Consider the following 17543-nt stretch of genomic DNA (forward strand, 5'->3'; position numbering starts at 1 on the left):
GGCTCGGGACTCGGCTGGGTGACCGCCGAGTACGCGATGCTGCCGTCGGCCACGCACACCCGCAGCGACCGCGGCATGTCAGGCGGTGTGCGCCGGGTCCTCGGTGCGCTCCACGACGGCGACCGGCTCGTCGGCGCGCGCGACGACGTCGACCGGGTGCTCGACGGCCTCGGCGTCCCGGTGCTCGGGGGCCTCGGCGTTGCGCAGCGCGATGGCACGGGCCAGGCGCGCGTAGCGCAGCTCCAGCTCCTTGAACCGCAGGTAGGTGTTGATCGTCTGGAAGCCGAACGCCACCACCAGGGCGTACAGCAGCAGGTCGGTGCCGCGGCCGACGCCGACCAGCTCCGCGACCTTCGACACCTCCACCGGCCTGATGACGGCGACGACCGCCAGCACCAGAAACAGCAGGAAGCCGATCTTGACGCCGGCCGCGGTCTTGGTCGTGCCGTGGTTCTTCAGGAAGAACACCAGCAGCACGATGACCGCGGCGATGAGCAGGAACTGGATCAGCATGTCAGCGCCTGGACCCCGTCTTGAGAGCCGAGTCGAACAGGATGTTCACGCCGTTGATGAGCGACTGGCCCTTGGACATCGAGTACTCCGTGTACAGGATCTCGACCTGCTCCTCGGTCACCCGCCAGCCGCGCTGCGAGATCATGTCGACGATCTGCGACGCGTGACCCATGCCGTTCAGCGTGATGCGGAGCTCGTCCGCCACCTTCTTGTTGAACACCCGCAGCCCGTTGTGGGCGTCGGACAGCTTCAGCTTCCGCAGCCGCGGGCTGACCGCCACCACCGTGCGCAGCACCACGCGCTTGATCAGCGGGATGTGCGAGGCGTCACCCCGGAACCGGGTGCCGACGATGATGTCGACCGGCTCGGCGCGCAGCCGCTCCAGCATCCGCACCACGTCCGCGACCTGGTGCTGGCCGTCGGCGTCGAAGGTCACGAAGTACTCGGCCCCCGGCTGCTCGCGGGCGTACTCGACACCCGTCTGGATCGCCGCGCCCTGGCCGAGGTTGACCGGGTGCTGCACCAGGTGAGCGCCCGTGCCGCGGATCGCGTCCGCTGAGCCGTCCCGGCTACCGTCGTCGACGCACACGATGTTCGGGAACGTCCGGAGCGCGTTGCGCACCACGTCCGCGATCACCTGTGCTTCGTTGTAGACGGGCACGACCAGCCATACGTCAGACTGGTCCGCCACGGCGGCCTCCCGGCGAGTGAGTCGGATGTGGGTGTTGCCGAACAGGCTAGCGCGCGGGCCGGTCCCGGCTGTCGTCGACCAGCATGGAGGCGAACTCGGTGATCGTCTTCTGCCACGAGAAGCGCTCGCGGGTGATCTCCCCGAGCTTCGCCGCCCGGGCCTCCCGGCCGGGGTCGGTGACGGCCGTCTCCAAGGCGTCGGCCAGCGCCCCGGGGTCGCGCGCGGGCACGAGCCAGCCGGTCACGCCGTTGTCCACGATCTCGGCCGTGCCGCCCACGTCGGTGGCCACGATCGTGCAGCCGATGGCCGCCGCCTCCAGCACCGTCGTCGGCAGGCCCTCGGTCCAGCTCGGGTTGACGAACAGCGTCGCCGCGGACATCTCGCGCAGCGCCGTGTCGTGGTCGACCTCACCGAGGAACTCCACGTGCGGCTCCAGCCCGAGCCGCGCCACCGAGGCCCGCAGGTCCGCCGCGGCCGGGCCGTCGCCGCACAGCCGCAGCTTCATCGGCACGCCCCGCCGGTGCAGGGTCGCGGTCGCGGTGAGCAGGTCGGCCACGCCCTTGCCGTTGATGAGCCGGCCGACGTAGCAGGCCACCGGGCCGTCGTCGTCCGGCGGGCGCGCGACCACGCCCTCCGGCAGCTCGATGCCCCGGTACAGCACCTTCGCGTCGCGCTTGGCCAGGTCGCTGACGAACCGGGCGGCCGACTGCGACACCGCCACCACGCCGTCCGCCCAGCGCAGCACGGGCTGGCTGGTGAGCAGGTCGACCGTGGCGGCGACGAACCGGACGAACCAGCCGCCGCTCTGCACCGGGCTCGACCCGTGCTCGACGTGCAGCCTGCGCAGCCCGGCCCGCTTGGCGAACAGCGACGCCCACAGGTGCGGCCAGTAGAACCGGGTGTGCGTCATGAGCACGGTGTCCGGGCCGCACAGCTCGCGCAGCTTGCGGGTGAAGCCGGGGTACGGCACGGGGTAGTGGGAGATCACCTCCCGGCCGGGCCAGCGCACGACCGTCCACCGCTCGCCGAGCCGCTCCACGCCCGGCTCCGCGCCGACCGCCGACGTGAACACGGTGATCCGCAGGTCCGGGTCCGCCTCCAGCATGCGTCGGTGCAGTTCGTGCGCGTACGCCTCCACCCCGCCCTTGTGCGGCGGGTAGTAGACCGGCATGTCGACCAAATGCACGGCCACGAATCTAGGCTCCTGTCCGATGTCCGAGGAGGCCGCCCCAGGCCAGCGCGGCGGCCGTCAACCAGGCCACGGCCATGCCGAGCGCGACCCCGATCACGCCCAGCAGCAGGCCGAGGGTCGCCACGAGCGCGATCTCGGTGATGAACTGCACGGTGCGCACCCGCGGCCCCAGCCACGCCCGCCCGCTCGCCTTGCCCGCCACCAGCGCGGTCTGGGCGGTGGCCAGCAGGAACGCGTACGCCAGCAGCACCAGCACGACCGGTCGCAGGCCCTCCCACGGCGTGCCGAGGGCGGCCGTGAGCAGGTCGGCGGGCGCGAGGAGGGTCAGGCCCGCGAAGACCAGGCTGACCACCGCCGCCAGCCCGGAGACCAGCATCGGCGCCCGCACGACCTCGCGCGCCGACCGACCCGCCAGGTGCGCCAGCAGGGCGTTGCTGATGCCGATGAACAGCACGGTGAGCGCCGTCACCGGGACCAGCGCCTTGCGCAGCACCCCGAGGCCGTCCAGGCCGACGAGCCACGCGGTCACGCCGAACGTCGCCCAGGTGCCCGCGGTCAGGTAGACGGCGTCGATGAGGAACCCCGGCAGCAGCGACCGCCGGTCGCGCAGCCAGCCGCGCACGGCGTCGACCGCGAACGGGCCGCCGGTCAGCCAGGCGCCGACGGCCGCCACCGGCACCGCGCTCAACGCCCACAGCAAGTAGGTGGACGTCGCGTCCAGTTCGCCGGTGAGCACCGTCACGCCGACCGCGGCCAGGAACAGCACCAGCCACGAGCCGTCCAGCACCAGCGCCCGGAACGGCCGCTGCCGCGCGTAGGAGACGTACCGGCCGTGGTCGAGCACCGCGGTGAAGGGCGAGGCCAGCGCCTGGATCAGCAGCAGCGTCCGGGCCGGACCGCTCATCAGCAGCCCCACGACCAGGCACACCACGCCGACCGCCACGCCCAGCAGCAACGACGTCGCCGCCGCGCCGCGCACCCCGCGCGCGTCGCCGTTCGCCACCGCCTTGGACACCAGCAGCGGTTCCGCCGCGACCGCCCGACCGAGGTACCACTGGCCGATCTGCACGATCGCGACCAGCGAGAACACCCCGTACTCGGCGTCGGTCGACACCGGCGCGGCGATCAGCTGCACGGCGAAGGTGATCGCGCTGAAGACCAGTTGGTCGATCGTGACCGCCGACTGGCGCACCGCCGTACCGGCCAATGCGCGCAGACCGTCGAGCCGTGATCTGTTCGCCGCCGTCACGGGTGTCCTCTTCTTGGGGGGGGTGCCAGGTGCTCAGAGCTGCCGAAGCGGGCCTTACTGTACGGCTTCGGCCGATGTCCCCTCGCGGCAGGAGAACCCCATGCCATCGCCGGTCTCCGTGGTGATCCCGTGCGCGCCCCGGGCGGACTTCCTCCCCGAGACGCTGCGCTCGGTCGCCGAGCAGACGCACGAGGACTGGGAGGTCGTGCTGGTCCTGGACGGCGAGTGCGAGCAGAACCGGGCCGTCGCCCGCACCCTGCCCGACGACCGGGTGCAGGTGCACCTGACGCCCGCGCCGCGCAGCGGGCCCGCCGTCGGCCGCAACATCGGGCTGGACGCGGCCAAGCACGACCTGGTGGCGTTCCTCGACGCCGACGACCTGTGCCTGCCACAGCGCCTCGCGCACCAGGTCGCCGTGCTCAACCAGCGCCCCGGCCTCGGCCTGGTCGGCGCGTGGGCCCGGCAGATCGACCCGTCCGGGCAGGTCGTGGGCGAGATGCACTCGGCCATCGGGCCCGAGGTCGCGCGCACCATGCTCCTCTACAACTGCCTCATCACCTCCACGATCGTCGTCCGCAAGGAGCTGGCCGCGCAGGTCGGCGGCTTCGACCCCCGCCTGGTGCGGCTGGAGGACTACGACCTGTGGCTGCGGGTCATGGCCCGCGCCGACGGCGACGTGCTGCCCGAGGAGCTGGTCGGCTACCGCGTGCACCCCGGCCAGTACAGCCGCGGCGCGCTCATGGGCGGCCACACGAAGCTGCTGCGGCGGTCCAAGCAGGCGCTGGGCGAGCGGATCGGCGTGAGCGGCCTCGGCGTCGCCGCCCGGCACGCGGCGTGGCTGGGCGTGCAAGTGGCCCACCGCCGCTGGTGAGGGGCGCGCGGGTACTCTGCGTCGCAGCGGGACCGGGGACCCGCTCCTCCTCCGAGTGATCGGGTTGCTGACGCGATGAGTGCTGCACTGCTGGTGCTGTTGCTGCTGTGGGTTCCTGGACTGGTGTTCGGCGCGGCCCTGCGGCTGCGGGGCTGGACGCTGGCCGCCGCGGCTCCGGCGCTGACCTACGGCCTGGTCGCGACCGGCGGCCTGCTGCTGGGCAAGCTCGGGTTCTCCTGGACGCTGCCGACGTTCGGCGCGTGGGCGCTGGTCGCGTCGGTCGTGCTGTTCGCCGTGACGACGCTGGTCCAGCGGCGGTGGCCCGCCCGCGTCGAGGACGACGAGCCGCGCGTGTCGCGCCGGGGTCACCTGGTGGTCGGCGCGGGCGTCGCCATCGGCCTCGCGGTGGGCGCGGTCACGTTCCTGCGCGGCATCAGCAGCCTCAACCGCCTCGCCCAGGACTGGGACGCACCGCACCACGGCAACCTCGTGCGCTGGCTGGCCGAGCACCACACGTCCCTCGTCTCCAGCGCGGGCGCCATCGGCAACCAGGCGGAGAACGCCCACTACTTCTACCCGGCCACCTACCACCAGCTGCTCGCCCTGCTGCTCGACCAGTTCGGCATCACCCTGCCGCAACTGCTCAACTCCGGCGCGCTGAGCACCGTGCTGGTGTGGCCGGTCGGCATCGCCGCCATGGGCCTGGCCTGGAAGCTGCCCGCGCGCGTCGTCGCGCCCGCCGCCGCCGTGTCCACCTGGTTCTCGCCGTTCCCCTACGACTCGTTGTGGCGCGGCCCGCTGTGGCCCTACGTCGCGGGCATCGCCCTGCTGCCGGCCGTCCTCGCGCTGGTCACGTACCTGATCCGGCCGCGCGGCATCACCGGGCCGGTCGCCCTGGCGGTGTCGACGGCGGCCCTGGTCGGCCTGCAGCCCAGCCTGGCGTTCATCCTCGCCGGCCTGCTCGGCGTGATCTTCCTGTGCTGCCTGCTGCGGCTCGTGCCGATCGACTGGAAGCGGGCGTGGCCGACGCTGCTCGCGGTGGCCGTGCTGGGCGCGGTCGGCGCCGCGCCGCTGATCCTGCCGTCCCTGGGCTCGGCCACCGGCGTGGCCGCGATGGTGTGGCCCTCGGAGGCGACGCCCGCCGGCGCGTTCGGGCAGATGCTCACCTTCTCCGGCGTGGTCGACTTCCCGCAGTGGTGGATCGGCCTGCCCGCGCTGTTCGGCATCGTCGTCATGGCCAGGCGGCGGATCATGGTGTGGATGGTCGGCGTGTGGCTCGCGTTCGGCGGCCTGTACGCGGTGACCGTGTCGCTGGAGTCCCCGATCATCCAGCGCCTGACCGGCTACTTCTACAACGACCACTGGCGGCTCGCGGTGATGCTGCCGCTGCCGGGCGCCATCGCGTTCGGCGTGGCCGTGGTCGCGTTCGGCACGTGGGTGGTCGACCGCTACCGCGACCGGGTGCCCGCCCTCGGCCGCACGCCCTGGGCGCCGGTCGCCGCCAGCCTGGTGCTCTTCCTGCTCATCGGCCTGGTCAGCGGCGCGTACATCGGGCGCAACAGCAAGCGCCTGGCGGTCAACTACCAGAACGGCCCGACCGTCAGCGACGGCGAGCTGGCCGCCTACCGGTGGCTGTCCGAGCACGTCGAGCCGGGCGAGCGGGTGATGAACGACGTGTTCGACGGCAGCGGCTGGCTCTACGCCGTGGCCGAGGTCGAACCGGTCGAGTGGACGTTCTACGGCACCCCCGAGGGCACGCCCAGCCACTACCTCGTCGAGCACCTCAACGACCTCGGCACCGACCCCGAGGTGCGCGCCGACCTGAACGAGCTGAAGGTCCGGTACGTGCTGGTCGGACGCGGTTTCGTGCGCAAGGACAACCGCATCGCGGACGGCTTCGTCGGCCTCGACCGCACGCCGGGGTTCACCGAGGTGTTCCGCAACTCCGATTCGGTGGTCTACGAAATCGAAGGGCAGGAGAACGTGGTCGACGGCGCCGCGGCAGCGGCCGGCCGATGAGCGTATCGACCTCCGGGTGCCCTGTCTTCACCCCATGGGGTGTAGCCGGCCGCGTCCCGTGTCTGCCGTACCCTCGACTGCTGTGAGCTTCGCTGGATTTGACCTGATCGTCGTCGGTTCCGGGTTCTTCGGCCTGACGGTCGCCGAACGCACCGCCTCCCAGCTCGACAAGCGCGTGCTCGTGTTGGAACGCCGTGCGCACATCGGTGGCAACGCCTACTCCGAGCCCGAGCCCGAGACGGGCATCGAGGTGCACCGGTACGGCGCGCACCTGTTCCACACCTCCAACAAGCGGGTGTGGGACTACGTCAACCAGTTCACCGAGTTCACCGGCTACCAGCACCGGGTGTTCGCCATGCACGCCGGCCAGGCCTACCAGTTCCCCATGGGCCTGGGCCTCATCTCGCAGTTCGTCGGCCGCTACCTGAGCCCGGAAGAGGCCCGCGCGTGGGTCGCGGAGCACGCCGCCGAGATCGACTCCAAGGACGCGAAGAACCTGGAGGAGAAGGCGATCTCGCTCATCGGCCGCCCGCTGTACGAGGCGTTCGTGCGCGACTACACCGCGAAGCAGTGGCAGACCGACCCGAAGGAGCTGCCCGCGGCGGTCATCAGCCGCCTGCCGGTGCGCTACACCTTCGACAACCGCTACTTCAACGACACCTACGAGGGCCTGCCCGTCGACGGGTACACCGCGTGGCTGGAGAAGATGGCCGACCACCCGAACATCGAGGTGCGGCTGGACACCGACTTCTTCGACGTCCGCGACGAGATCCCGGCCGGCACGCCCGTCGTCTACACCGGGCCGCTGGACCGCTACTTCGACTACAGCGAGGGCTGGCTGGGCTGGCGCACGCTGGACTTCGAGCAGGAAGTCCTGCCGGTGGGCGACTTCCAGGGCACGCCGGTGATGAACTACAACGACGCCGAGGTGCCGTACACCCGCATCCACGAGTTCCGGCACTTCCACCCGGAGCGCGAGTACCCGTCGGACAAGACGGTCATCGTGCGCGAGTTCTCCCGGGCGGCCGAGAAGGACGACGAGCCGTACTACCCGATCAACACCGCCGAGGACCGCGCGAAGCTGGAGCGCTACCGGGAACTCGCGCGCGCCGAAGCCGCCGAGCGTAACGTCGTCTTCGGTGGTCGACTGGGCACCTACAAGTACCTGGACATGCACATGGCGATCGGTTCGGCGCTGAGCGTGTTCGACAACAAGATCGCCCCGCACCTGGCCTCCGGTCGGGCGCTGGACGGTTCGCTGGAGGACTGATTCGGTTATGTCGGGCAACTCCACCCTCGTCGAGCACGGGGCACCGGAGAAACTGCTGGCGCAGCGCGGCCTCTTCGCCGGGCCGTCGCAGATCGTCTCGGAGGACCTCTACGCCGAGATCTCCCAGGGCATCGCCGACCGCGAGCGGCACCGCCTGGTCGTGCACCCGCACGCCACGGTGTCCCTGAACACCTACTTCGGCCGGTTCCCGGCGACCTACTGGCAGCGGTGGTGCGTCAGCCCCGAGGTGGAGCTGAGCCTCACCCTCACCGGTTCCGGCACCGTCTCCATCGTCGCCTCGGACGCCGAGGGCGAGACCCGCACCATCGTCGCCGAGCAGGTCTCGGGCGCGAAGGCGCAGGTCGTCACCATGACGGCGAAGATCGACAAGTTCACCGACGGCGGCGCGCTGTGGTTCGACGTCGTCACCGGTGAGCACGAGCTGGTCGTCGAGCACGCCCGGTGGACCGTCGCGCCGCCGAAGGACGTCCGGCCGACCGCGATCGTGATCTGCACGTTCAACCGGGTCGAGGACTGCCTCAACACGATGGCGTCCCTCGCGTCGGACTCCGAGCCGCTGGGCCTGGTCGACGCGGTGTACGTGGTGGACCAGGGCAGCGACCCGGTCGAGTCGCGGGAGCGCTTCGCGGAGGTCTCCGCCGCGCTGGGCGACAAGCTGCGCTACATCCGCCAGCCCAACCTCGGCGGCGCCGGCGGCTTCACCCGCGGCCTCTACGAGGTCATGGAGGTCGACCACGCCGAGCACGCCAACGTCCTCTTCATGGACGACGACGTGCTGTGCGAGCCGGAGATCGTGGTCCGCACGACGGCGTTCGCCAACCGCACCGCGCAGCCGGTCATCGTCGGCGGCCAGATGCTGTACCTGCTGCACCCGAACCACCTGCACGTGGGCGCGGAGTACGCCAACCTCGACACGCTGGCCCCCGGCCAGGTCGTCGAGGGCGCCCTGCACGACGCCGACCTCACCGGGTACGACGAGGAGACCGGCAAGCGCAACGTGCAGGACCGCCGGGTCGACGCGGGCTACAACGGCTGGTGGTCGTGCCTGATCCCGTCGGAGATCGTCAAGGCGATCGGCTACCCGCTGCCGCTGTTCTTCCAGTGGGACGACATCGAGTACGGCTACCGCGCGCGGGCCCACGGGTTCGCCACGGTCACGCTGCCCGGCGCGGGCGTGTGGCACGCCGACTTCCACTGGAAGGACTGGGACGACTGGCACCGGTACTTCAACCTGCGCAACGCCCTGGTCACCTCGGCGCTGCACAGCCAGTTCGACCCGAAGCGGATCTGCCGGTCCATGGCGGGCCAGCTCGCCACGTACCTGGTCGGCATGCAGTACGGCCTGGCGGCCACCCAGCTCAAGGCCATCGAGGACTTCCTCAAGGGCCCCGAGGTGCTGCGCGACGGCGGTGTCCAGGCCGCGGCGGAGATCCGCAAGCTGCGCGCCGAGTACCCCGAGACGATCAAGCACCCCGCCTCGGAGGTGCCCGGCATCTCCTCCGGTGACCTGCCGCTGATCACCGCGCCGCCCGCGCCCCGGCTGTTCGCGCCGGTGCTGGCCAAGCGCGTGGTCAACCAGCTGCTCGGCCGCAGCGTGCACGACGTCGGCGCGGTCGCCGCGGGCGACTCGGCCTGGTGGCACGTGTCGCTGTTCAACACCGCGGTGGTCACCGACGCGTCCCAGGAGGGCGTGCGGGTGCGCCGCCGCGACCGCGAGCTGGCCATCCGGCTCGGCAAGCAGGGCACGAAGCTGCTCAAGGAGCTGTACCAGCGGGCGCCGGAGATGCAGCGCGCGTACCGCGAGGCGATGGACGAGCTGACCAGCCGCGAGAACTGGCGGCGGTTGTACGACCTGTGACCGGAGCGGCGGGGCGGCCCTGAGCGGCCGCCCCGTTGCCGTTCCCACGTCTTTCTCACGCGCTTCTCACCGTAGGGACTTCTCGTGGACGCAGTGCACCGGATCATCCTGCCGAGGGACGACGACCCGCTCGACGTGCGGCCGATGTACCTCGACGAGCCGCAGAACGTGCACTGCCAGGTGGACTCCCGGCGCGGCCTGACCGTGCCCGAGCACGCCAAGGTGTCGTTCGCGACCTACTTCAACGCGTTCCCGGCCAGCTACTGGAAGCGGTGGACGGTCGTCGACGAGGTCGTGCTGCGGATGCGCGTGCGCGGCTCCGGCCGCGTCGACGTGTACCGGTCCAAGCCCAGCGGCGACGTCGTGCACCTGGAGGGCGAGTTCGTCCGGGACGCGGCGGAGTGGACGTCGCTGGAGTTCCCGGTCTCGCTGCGGCCGTTCGAGGACGGCGGGTTCATCTGGTTCGACGCGTTCACCCACGAGTCGCCGCTGGAGATCCAGGACGCCGAGTGGGCCGTGCGCTCGCCGCTGCCCGCGCGGAAGGTCGCGGTCAGCATCACCACCATGCGCCCGCACGACGCGGTGGAGGCGCTGCGCGCGCTGGGCAGCGACCCGGCCGTGCTGGACGTGGTGAGCAAGGTGTTCGTCGCGGACCAGGGCGCGGTGAAGGTGCGGACCGTGCCGGGGTTCGCGCAGGCGCAGGCCGGCCTCGGTGACCGGCTGGAGGTCGTCGAGCAGGACAACCTGGGCGGCTCGGGCGGCTTCACCCGGGGCATGTTCGAGGCGATCGAGCACACCGACGCCGACCAGGTCATGCTCATGGACGACGACATCCGGCTGGAGCCGGAGGCGGTGCTGCGGTCCAACGCGTTCGCGCGGGCGGCGGCGTCACCGGTCATCGTCGGCAGCCACATGCTCAACCTCCAGGCCCGGACCAGGATCCACAGCACCGCGGAGATCGTGGACCTGGGCACGTGCTTCTGGCGGGCCGCGCCGGGCGCGGTGACCGACCACGACTTCGGCACGTCGTCGCTGCGCGAGACGCCCGAGCTGCACCCCCGGGTCGACGCCACCTACAACGGCTGGTGGATGTGCCTGTTCCCGCGCGAGGTCGTGGAGCGCACCGGCTACCCGCTGCCGCTGTTCATCAAGTGGGACGACGCCGAGTACTCGCTGCGCGCGCTGGAGCACGGCTACCCGACGGTGTCGCTGCCGGGTTCGGCGGTGTGGCACATGCCGTGGACGGACAAGAACGACTCGACCGACTGGCAGGCCTACTTCCACACCCGCAACCGGCTGGTCCTGGCCGCGCTGCACAGCCCGTACGACGTGCAGCGCGGCATCGTGAAGCACGGGTTGAAGCTGTCGCTGCGGCACCTGCTGTCGATGGAGTACTCGACGGTGGCGTTGCAGCAGAAGGCGATCGAGGACTTCCTGGACGGCCCGGCCGGCCTGTTCGACTCGCTGCGCACCGCGTTGCCGATGGTGCGCGCGATGCGCGAGGAGTTCAGCGACGCCCGGCGCCTGGAGTCGGCCCGCGAGTTCCCGCCGCCCACGTTCGACATGGTGCGGGCGGAGGCGCTGCTCCAGCCGTCGAGGAGCAAGGCGACGATCGCGGTGCGCGCGGCGAAGTCCGTGCTGCACAACCTGCGCCCGCCGCAGCCGTCCGCCGGCGACCGGCCGCAGCTGAACGTGCCCGCCCTGAACGCCCGCTGGTTCCTGCTGGGCAACCTGGACAGCGCCACCGTGTCCACGGCCGACGGCACCGGCGTCGCGTTCTACAAGCGCGACCCCGACCAGTTCCGCACCCTGATGGCGAGGGCCGTGCGCAACTACCGCCGGCTGGGCAAGGAGTGGCCGCGGCTGCGCAGGCAGTACCGCGACGCCCTGCCCGACCTCACCTCCGCCGAGCAGTGGCGCAAGGTCTTCGAGAACCGCTGAGCCGCTGAGCCGCTGAGCTGCCGGGCCAGGCCGGTCGGGGCGTCCCGACCGGCTAGGCGAGGTGCGCGGCCACGACGTGGCTGAAGTTGACCACGAACTCCTTGCCGTCGACGGTCTCGACGGCCTGGGTGTGGCCGTTGCGCACGATCTGGACCAGGCGTGGTCCGAGGTCGGCGGCGGTCTCCGGGGTGACCCGGATGGAGATCGGGTTCGGGTTCGCGGCGAGGTGCAGGACGAGGGCTGTCTTACGCGCTTCAGCAGTCATGCCGCACAGCCCATCAGCAGCGGCCTGACCAGGCAACGGAGGTTCGCCGGCAGCGATTCCGCGTCAAGCTGAACGACGCGGCGGGACCGGGCCGCCCGACCCGGTCACTTGCGGAAGAAGCGCTCCCGCTGCCCCTGCCGCACCAGCTTGACCCACTCGACGAACGCCTTCGGGTCGCGCCGCACCCCGATGAAGTACAGCCCGAACCGGAACGCCTCCAGCAGCCCCAGCTTGCGCATCCCCGGCTGCGAGAGCAGGTACCCGCGGTTGCGGTAGGTGTAGTACCGCTTGATCGCGTTCTCCGGGTCCTGCGCGTGGAACCGCCCGCCGAGCATCGGCTTGAACTCGTCCGAGCCGTCCGGGTGCAGGTAGGTCGCCTTCAGCGACGTGCCGAACGGCAGCCCGGTGCGCACCAGCCTGCGGTGGATCTCCACCTCGTCGCCGCGGAAGAACAGCCGGTAGTCCGGCACGCCGACGACGTCCACCGTGGACGCCTTGAACAGCGCGCCGTTGAACAGCGACGCGATGCCGGGCAGGAAGTCGACGCCCAGCTCGGCCGCGTTCCGCTTCCACGTCAGGCCGCGCCGCAGCGGGAAGGCGAGCTTCTCCGGCCGCTCGATGTTCGCCACCACCGGCGAGATCGCCGCCAGCCCGCGCCGCTGCGCCTCCTCCAGCAGCACGCCCAGCACCGTCTCGTCGGCCGGCCGGCCGTCGTCGTCGGCCAGCCACAGCCAGTCCGCGCCCAGCGACAGGGCGTGCAGCATCCCCAGGGCGAAGCCGCCCGCGCCGCCGAGGTTGCGGTGCGAGGCGAGGTAGGTGGTCGGGATCGGGCACTGGGCGACCAGGTCGTCCACCGGCTGGTCGGGCCCGTTGTCCACCACCACCAGGTGGTCGAGTGGGCGCGTCTGCGACGCCAGGACCTTCAACGAGTCCGCCAGCAGCTCGCGCCGGTGCCGGGTCACGACGACCCCGACGACGGAGCCCTGCGGCAGTGCGCCCACCACGCTCACCTACTCGCCACCGTTCCCGCTCAGCACTTCGGGTTGCCCGAGCCGCTCCAGCGCCTCGTCGGTCAGGTGCTCGAACGGGTCACGCCCCTTGTAGGCGGTGAGCACCTTGCGCAGCGAGCCCTGCATCTTGACCTGGCCTTCGTCCATCCAGATCGCGGAGTTGCAGAACTCCGCGAGGAAGTCGTCGGAGTGGTTCGCGAACACCAGGATGCCCGATCGCTTGACCAGTCCGTTCAGCCGGTCCCGCGCCTTGGCCATGAACGCCGCGTCGACCGCGCCGATGCCCTCGTCGAGGATCAGGATCTCCGGGTCGATCGACGTGACCACGCCCAGCGCCAGCCGCACCCGCATACCCGTCGAGTAGGTGCGCAGCGGCATCTGGAGGTAGTCACCGAGCTCGGTGAACTCGGTGATGTCGTCGACCCGCTTCTCCATCTCCTTGCGGCTCATGCCGAGGAACAGACCGCGGATCATGATGTTCTCGTACCCGGAGATCTCCGGGTCCATGCCGACCCCGAGGTCGAACACGGGTGCGACCTTGCCCACGATGCGCGAACTGCCCCGCGTGGGCTCGTAGATGCCCGCGAGCAGCCGCAGCAGCGTGGACTTGCCGGCGCCGTTGTGGCCCACGAGGCCGACCCGGTCACCGTGCCGCAGCGAGAGGTTGATGTCGTGCAGTGCCTCGATTATCGGCACGCGGCCCTCGGAGCCGATCTTCCCGCCGACCTTGCCGAGCGCGAGCTTCTTCAGCGACCTCGACTTGGCGTCGAAGATCGGGAAGTCGACCGAGGCGTTCCAGACGTCGATGCTGACCATGATGTGTTTGCGGCCTCACTCAGACCCAGTAGGAGACGCGGGCACGGTAGTTCCGCATCGCGATCAGCGCCAGCGCCCACCCCACGACGGTGAACGCGCCGACGACCACCCAGTGGTGCCAGTCCTGCGAGTGCCCCAGCATGGGCGCCCGGACCAGCTCCACGAAGTGGTACAGGGGGTTCAGCTCGGCGATCAGGACGCGCCAGTTGCCCTGGCTGCCGGTGACCGAGTTGAGCACCCCGACGTGCCACACGATGGGCGTCATGAAGAAGATCAGGTTGATGAAGCTGTTGATCACCGGCGGGATGTCGCGGAACCGGGTGCTGATGATGCCGAACAGCAGCGCCACCCACACCGCGTTCAGCACGACCAGCGCGAACGCGGGGATCACGAGCAGCGCGGCCCACGACAGGCCGGGCTGGAGGGTGGGGTCGCCCTGCATCTGGTACGGGTGCGACAGCGTCGGGAAGAAGATCGCCACCACGACCACGTAGACGGCCAGGTTGTGGAGCAGGAACAGCACCTGGCGCCACACCATGCGCAGCACGTGCACCGTGATGGGCGCGGGCAGGTGCTTGATCAGGCCCTCGTTGGCGATGAAGACCTCGGTGCCCTCGGTGACCACGCCGAGGATGAAGTTCCAGATGATGAAGCCGGCCGTCACGTAGGGCAGGAACGTGCCGAGCTGCTGGTGGAACAGCTGCGAGTAGAGCAGGCCGAGCGCGAGGGCCGTGGTGCCCATGGAGATGGTGATCCACAGCGGGCCGATGACCGACCGGCGGTACCGCTGCTTGATGTCCTGCCAGCCGAGGTGGCCCCACAGCTCCCGCTGCCGCCACGCGTCGCGCACGTCGCCGAACGCGCGCGCGAACGTGCGCGAGTTGGGTGCCAGGGGAGCGGGAGGCCGCTCGACCGTACTCGTGGGTTGCACGAGTGGTGAGACTACCGGCGACAGGGTGTGGACCCTGTCGCCGGGCTGTCACGGTGCGGTCACCCCTGCTGCGGGAGGTCCGGCACCCCGGTTACCTTCATGATCACCTGTTCGTGATCGTACGTGTACCCGCAGTAGTCGAACTCGATCCCGGTGCGCTCGACGTACTCCGTCCACGCCTTGTGCTCGTGCTCCTGCCACCCCGGGTAGTTGAAGTACTCGTCGAACACGATCACGCTGCCGGGCACCAGCCGGGGGCCGACGAGGTCGAGCACCGTCTTGGTGGACGAGTACAGGTCGCAGTCGACGTGCAGGAACGCGACCGGGCCGGGGTGGGCGTCCAGGAAGCCGGGCAGGGTGTCGTCGAACCAGCCGACGACGAGCTCGGCGCCGTCCACGTCGGGCAGGCCGTCCATGCCGAACAGGCCGGCCGGGAAGCCGTTGCGCCAGTCCTCGGGCAGGCCCTCGAACGAGTCGAAGCCGTACACCTCGCGGCCCTCGCGCGCGGTGGCGATGATCTTGAGCGTGCTGCCGGTGTAGACGCCGAACTCCAGCGCCATGCCCTCGGCCTCGACCAGACCGAGCCCGTGCTCCAGCGTGGCGTGCGGGTGGCCGAAGTGGGGTGCGGTCGGCAGGTTCCGGCGCACGAACCGGGCGCTCTCCAGCGCGGCTTCCTGCTCACCCGCGAAGACCAGGTCGCGCCGGGCCCTGACCTCGTACTGGATCGTGGCGTCCACGGCCCGGTCGGCCTGCCTGCGGAGCTGCTCCACCTCGTGCTGGAGCTTGGCGATCCGCTCCGCCTGCTCGTGGTGGTAGGGGCGCACCACGTCGTCGATGACCCGGAGGATCTTGCCGCGCACGCGCTTCCGGACTTCTTCGACGATGGGGCTGTGCCGGACTTTGTCGAGCACTTGTCGGCTCCTCTCACGGTGTGGCGGTGAACACGGTCGGGCAGCGCGGTGCCCGTTGTCCAGCCCGCGACCTCACCGCCGCACCGGAACGTTACAAGTACTGACCCGTCCCCCTGATGTGCGGACCGCCCTCGGCGTCGGCGTGACCGGTGCCTGCCGGCAGCGCCCGTCCGCGCATCTGCTCCAACTGGACGCGCGCGGCCATCTGCTGGGCGAACAGCGCCGTCTGGATGCCGTGGAACAGGCCCTCCAGCCACCCGACGAGCTGGGCCTGGGCGATCCGCAGCTCCGCGTCGGAGGGGGTGCCCTCCTCGGTGAACGGCAGGGACAGCCGCTCCAGCTCGTCGCGCAGCTCCGGCGCCAGGCCGTCCTCCAGCTCGTCGATGGACCGCTTGTGGATCTCCTTGAGCCGGTTGCGGCTGGCCTCGTCGAGGGGAGCCGCGCGCACCTCCTCCAGGAGCTGCTTGATCATCGTGCCGATGCGCATGACCTTGGCCGGCTGCTCGACCAGGTCGGTGACGTCCTGGCCGCCCGCGTCGTCGCCGGACGGCACCCGCGCCGCGCCGACCGGGGTGCCGTCCGGGCCGACCACCACCACCGCCTGATCGCCGCCTCCGCCGGCGGTGCGCCGCTCGTTCTCCACCTGATCACCTCGGGGTGCCTCGCTCATGCCTCCCATCCTGGCCCGATCGGGTGCCGGACGCCGAACCGGGTCACGGATCGGGCGGCAAACCCGCGGCCCCTGCTGTCGCTCGCACCGACGTCCTCCGTACGGTGTGCGGCATGGCGTTCGACGTCGCACGGGTCCGTGGGCTGTTCCCCGCGCTCGGCGACGGCTGGGTTCATCTGGACGCTCCTGCGGGGATGCAAGTACCCGAACAGGTGGCCACGGCCGTCTCCACCGCGCTGCGCGCACCCGTCTCCGGACCGGGTGGCATATTCCCCGCTTCGCAACGTGCCGAGGCCATCGTCGACGCGGCCAGGCGGGCCGTGGCCGACCTGGTCGGCGCCGACCCGGCCGGCGTCGTGCTCGGCCCGAGCTCGGCGGTGCTGCTGCAGCGGCTGGCCGACGCGCTGTCCGAGGGCTGGTTCCTCGGTGACGAGGTCGTGGTGTCGAGGCTGGACCACCCGGGCAACATCGCGCCGTGGCAGCGGGCCGCCCAGCGCACCGGCAGCGTGGTGCGGTGGGCCGAGGTCGACATCGAGACCTGCGAGCTGCCCGCGTGGCAGTACGACGACCTGGTCACGCCGAAGTGCAAGCTGGTGGCGGTGACCGCCGCGTCCGGCTCCGTCGGCACCCGCCCGGACCTGCGCAAGATCGCTGACGCCGCCCGCCGCGCGGACGCGCTGGTCGTGGTGGACGCCTCCTCCGCCGCGCCGTTCGTGCCGCTCGACATCACCTCGATGGGCGCCGACGTGGTGGCGGTGTCCGCGAACAACTGGGGCGGCCCGCCGGTGGGCGCGCTGGTGTTCCGCGACCCGTCGATGCTCGACCTGCTGCCGTCGGTCGCGGTGGAGCCCGGGGCGCGGGGTCCCGAACGCCTGGAACTGGGCCCGCACGCCTACCCGCTGCTGGCCGGTCTGGTGGCATCGGTCGAGTACCTGGCCGGTCTGGACGACGCCGCGGTGGGCCCGCGGCGCGAGCGCGTGCTCACGTCCCTGGGTTCGGTGAAGGCCTACCAGGCGGGACTTCTGGCTAATCTCATCAACGAACTGCGATCGCTGCGTCACGTCATGGTGATCGGTGACGCCATGCGCCGGGTGCCGGCGCTGGCGTTCACGGTGGCCGGCGTGAAGGCGACCGACGGCGTCGAGCACCTGTCCGAGCGCGGTGTGTGCGCGTTCGCGGACTCGGGGCAGCACGGCGTCTTCTCGGTGCTGGGGGTGGGTGAGGTCGGCGGTGCGATCCGCGTCGGCCTGGCGCACTACACGAACGCGGTGGAAGTGGACGAGCTCGTGCGGGCGGTCGCCGAGCTCGGCTGAGG

16 protein-coding genes and 1 pseudogene are annotated in these 17543 nt (G+C 71.0%); 7 read left to right on the forward strand and 10 right to left on the reverse strand.

Going from position 1 to position 17543, the window contains the following annotated elements; genetic code table 11:
• Positions 1-135 (forward strand): annotated as a pseudogene (rph, locus tag AB0G02_RS05365) (ribonuclease PH); the annotation flags it as partial.
• On the opposite strand, the gene AB0G02_RS05370 reads toward rph, so the two are convergent.
• The 4 genes from AB0G02_RS05370 to AB0G02_RS05385 are packed head-to-tail and all read right to left on the reverse strand — an operon-like array spanning position 79 to position 3645.
• Positions 79-513: a DUF2304 domain-containing protein gene (locus AB0G02_RS05370; RefSeq protein ID WP_360789701.1), complete on the reverse strand. Its 435-nt coding sequence runs from the start codon at positions 511-513 to the stop codon at positions 79-81. The pseudogene rph and the gene AB0G02_RS05370 overlap by 57 nt on opposite strands.
• A gap of 1 nt (position 514) precedes the next feature.
• Entirely contained in the window at positions 515-1204 is a 690-nt protein-coding gene (locus AB0G02_RS05375; protein WP_360789704.1) for a glycosyltransferase family 2 protein, read from the reverse strand.
• 46 nt (positions 1205-1250) lie between these two features.
• A complete protein-coding gene (locus AB0G02_RS05380; RefSeq protein ID WP_360789707.1) occupies positions 1251-2390 on the reverse strand; it encodes a glycosyltransferase in 1140 nt (379 codons plus the stop codon).
• A 10-nt stretch (positions 2391-2400) separates the two neighbouring features.
• Positions 2401-3645: a hypothetical protein gene (locus AB0G02_RS05385; protein ID WP_360789709.1), complete on the reverse strand. Its 1245-nt coding sequence runs from the start codon at positions 3643-3645 to the stop codon at positions 2401-2403.
• Positions 3646-3745: 100 nt separating this feature from the next.
• On the opposite strand from AB0G02_RS05385, the gene AB0G02_RS05390 reads away from it, so the two are divergent.
• From AB0G02_RS05390 to AB0G02_RS05410, 5 genes are all read left to right on the forward strand, one after another.
• Positions 3746-4516 carry a glycosyltransferase family A protein gene (locus AB0G02_RS05390; protein WP_360789712.1) on the forward strand — a complete coding sequence of 257 codons (771 nt, stop codon included), beginning with the start codon at positions 3746-3748 and terminating at the stop codon, positions 4514-4516.
• Positions 4517-4591: 75 nt separating this feature from the next.
• Positions 4592-6535, forward strand: coding sequence for a DUF6541 family protein (locus tag AB0G02_RS05395; RefSeq protein WP_360789715.1), 1944 nt, complete (start codon positions 4592-4594; stop codon positions 6533-6535).
• Between the two features lie 34 nt (positions 6536-6569).
• Positions 6570-7805 carry a UDP-galactopyranose mutase gene (glf, locus tag AB0G02_RS05400; RefSeq protein ID WP_360789718.1) on the forward strand — a complete coding sequence of 412 codons (1236 nt, stop codon included), beginning with the start codon at positions 6570-6572 and terminating at the stop codon, positions 7803-7805.
• A gap of 7 nt (positions 7806-7812) precedes the next feature.
• Positions 7813-9684 carry a glycosyltransferase gene (locus AB0G02_RS05405; protein WP_360789721.1) on the forward strand — a complete coding sequence of 624 codons (1872 nt, stop codon included), beginning with the start codon at positions 7813-7815 and terminating at the stop codon, positions 9682-9684.
• A gap of 84 nt (positions 9685-9768) precedes the next feature.
• A complete protein-coding gene (locus AB0G02_RS05410) occupies positions 9769-11625 on the forward strand; it encodes a glycosyltransferase (protein WP_360789724.1) in 1857 nt (618 codons plus the stop codon).
• Between the two features lie 52 nt (positions 11626-11677).
• Here AB0G02_RS05410 and AB0G02_RS05415 read toward each other — a convergent pair whose 3' ends face one another.
• From AB0G02_RS05415 to AB0G02_RS05440, 6 genes are all read right to left on the reverse strand, one after another.
• The gene (locus AB0G02_RS05415; RefSeq protein WP_360789727.1) at positions 11678-11890 is read right to left on the reverse strand and encodes a hypothetical protein; all 213 of its coding nucleotides are present in this window, start codon (positions 11888-11890) and stop codon (positions 11678-11680) included.
• A gap of 104 nt (positions 11891-11994) precedes the next feature.
• Positions 11995-12891 carry a glycosyltransferase family 2 protein gene (locus tag AB0G02_RS05420; protein WP_360789793.1) on the reverse strand — a complete coding sequence of 299 codons (897 nt, stop codon included), beginning with the start codon at positions 12889-12891 and terminating at the stop codon, positions 11995-11997.
• 9 nt (positions 12892-12900) lie between these two features.
• The gene (locus tag AB0G02_RS05425) at positions 12901-13716 is read right to left on the reverse strand and encodes an ABC transporter ATP-binding protein (protein WP_360789730.1); all 816 of its coding nucleotides are present in this window, start codon (positions 13714-13716) and stop codon (positions 12901-12903) included.
• A 19-nt stretch (positions 13717-13735) separates the two neighbouring features.
• Positions 13736-14647, reverse strand: a complete 912-nt coding sequence (locus AB0G02_RS05430) for an ABC transporter permease (RefSeq protein WP_360789733.1) — start codon at positions 14645-14647, stop codon at positions 13736-13738.
• A gap of 59 nt (positions 14648-14706) precedes the next feature.
• Positions 14707-15558: a class I SAM-dependent methyltransferase gene (locus AB0G02_RS05435; RefSeq protein ID WP_360789737.1), complete on the reverse strand. Its 852-nt coding sequence runs from the start codon at positions 15556-15558 to the stop codon at positions 14707-14709.
• A 91-nt stretch (positions 15559-15649) separates the two neighbouring features.
• Positions 15650-16228 (reverse strand): bacterial proteasome activator family protein, encoded by a 579-nt coding sequence (locus AB0G02_RS05440; protein WP_360789740.1) that lies wholly within the window; start codon positions 16226-16228, stop codon positions 15650-15652.
• Between the two features lie 113 nt (positions 16229-16341).
• Between AB0G02_RS05440 and AB0G02_RS05445 the strand changes: the two genes are divergently transcribed.
• On the forward strand, positions 16342-17541 hold the full coding sequence (locus AB0G02_RS05445; protein ID WP_360789743.1) for a cysteine desulfurase-like protein: 1200 nt from the start codon (positions 16342-16344) through the stop codon (positions 17539-17541).
• The last annotated feature ends 2 nt before the right edge of the window (positions 17542-17543 follow it).

This window comes from Actinosynnema sp. NPDC023658 (assembly GCF_040639995.1).
Lineage (GTDB): Bacteria > Actinomycetota > Actinomycetes > Mycobacteriales > Pseudonocardiaceae > Actinosynnema.

Excerpts from the sequence above, each read along its gene's own strand:
- AB0G02_RS05395 (WP_360789715.1), top strand. The coding sequence starts at position 4,592 with ATGAGTGCTGCACTGCTGGTGCTGTTGCTGCTGTGGGTTCCTGGACTG.
- AB0G02_RS05405 (WP_360789721.1), top strand. The coding sequence starts at position 7,813 with ATGTCGGGCAACTCCACCCTCGTCGAGCACGGGGCACCGGAGAAACTG.
- AB0G02_RS05415 (WP_360789727.1), bottom strand. The coding sequence starts at position 11,890 with ATGACTGCTGAAGCGCGTAAGACAGCCCTCGTCCTGCACCTCGCCGCG.
- AB0G02_RS05425 (WP_360789730.1), bottom strand. The coding sequence starts at position 13,716 with ATGGTCAGCATCGACGTCTGGAACGCCTCGGTCGACTTCCCGATCTTC.
- glf (WP_360789718.1), top strand. The coding sequence starts at position 6,570 with ATGGGGTGTAGCCGGCCGCGTCCCGTGTCTGCCGTACCCTCGACTGCT.
- AB0G02_RS05370 (WP_360789701.1), bottom strand. The coding sequence starts at position 513 with ATGCTGATCCAGTTCCTGCTCATCGCCGCGGTCATCGTGCTGCTGGTG.
- AB0G02_RS05445 (WP_360789743.1), top strand. The coding sequence starts at position 16,342 with ATGGCGTTCGACGTCGCACGGGTCCGTGGGCTGTTCCCCGCGCTCGGC.
- AB0G02_RS05440 (WP_360789740.1), bottom strand. The coding sequence starts at position 16,228 with ATGAGCGAGGCACCCCGAGGTGATCAGGTGGAGAACGAGCGGCGCACC.
- AB0G02_RS05390 (WP_360789712.1), top strand. The coding sequence starts at position 3,746 with ATGCCATCGCCGGTCTCCGTGGTGATCCCGTGCGCGCCCCGGGCGGAC.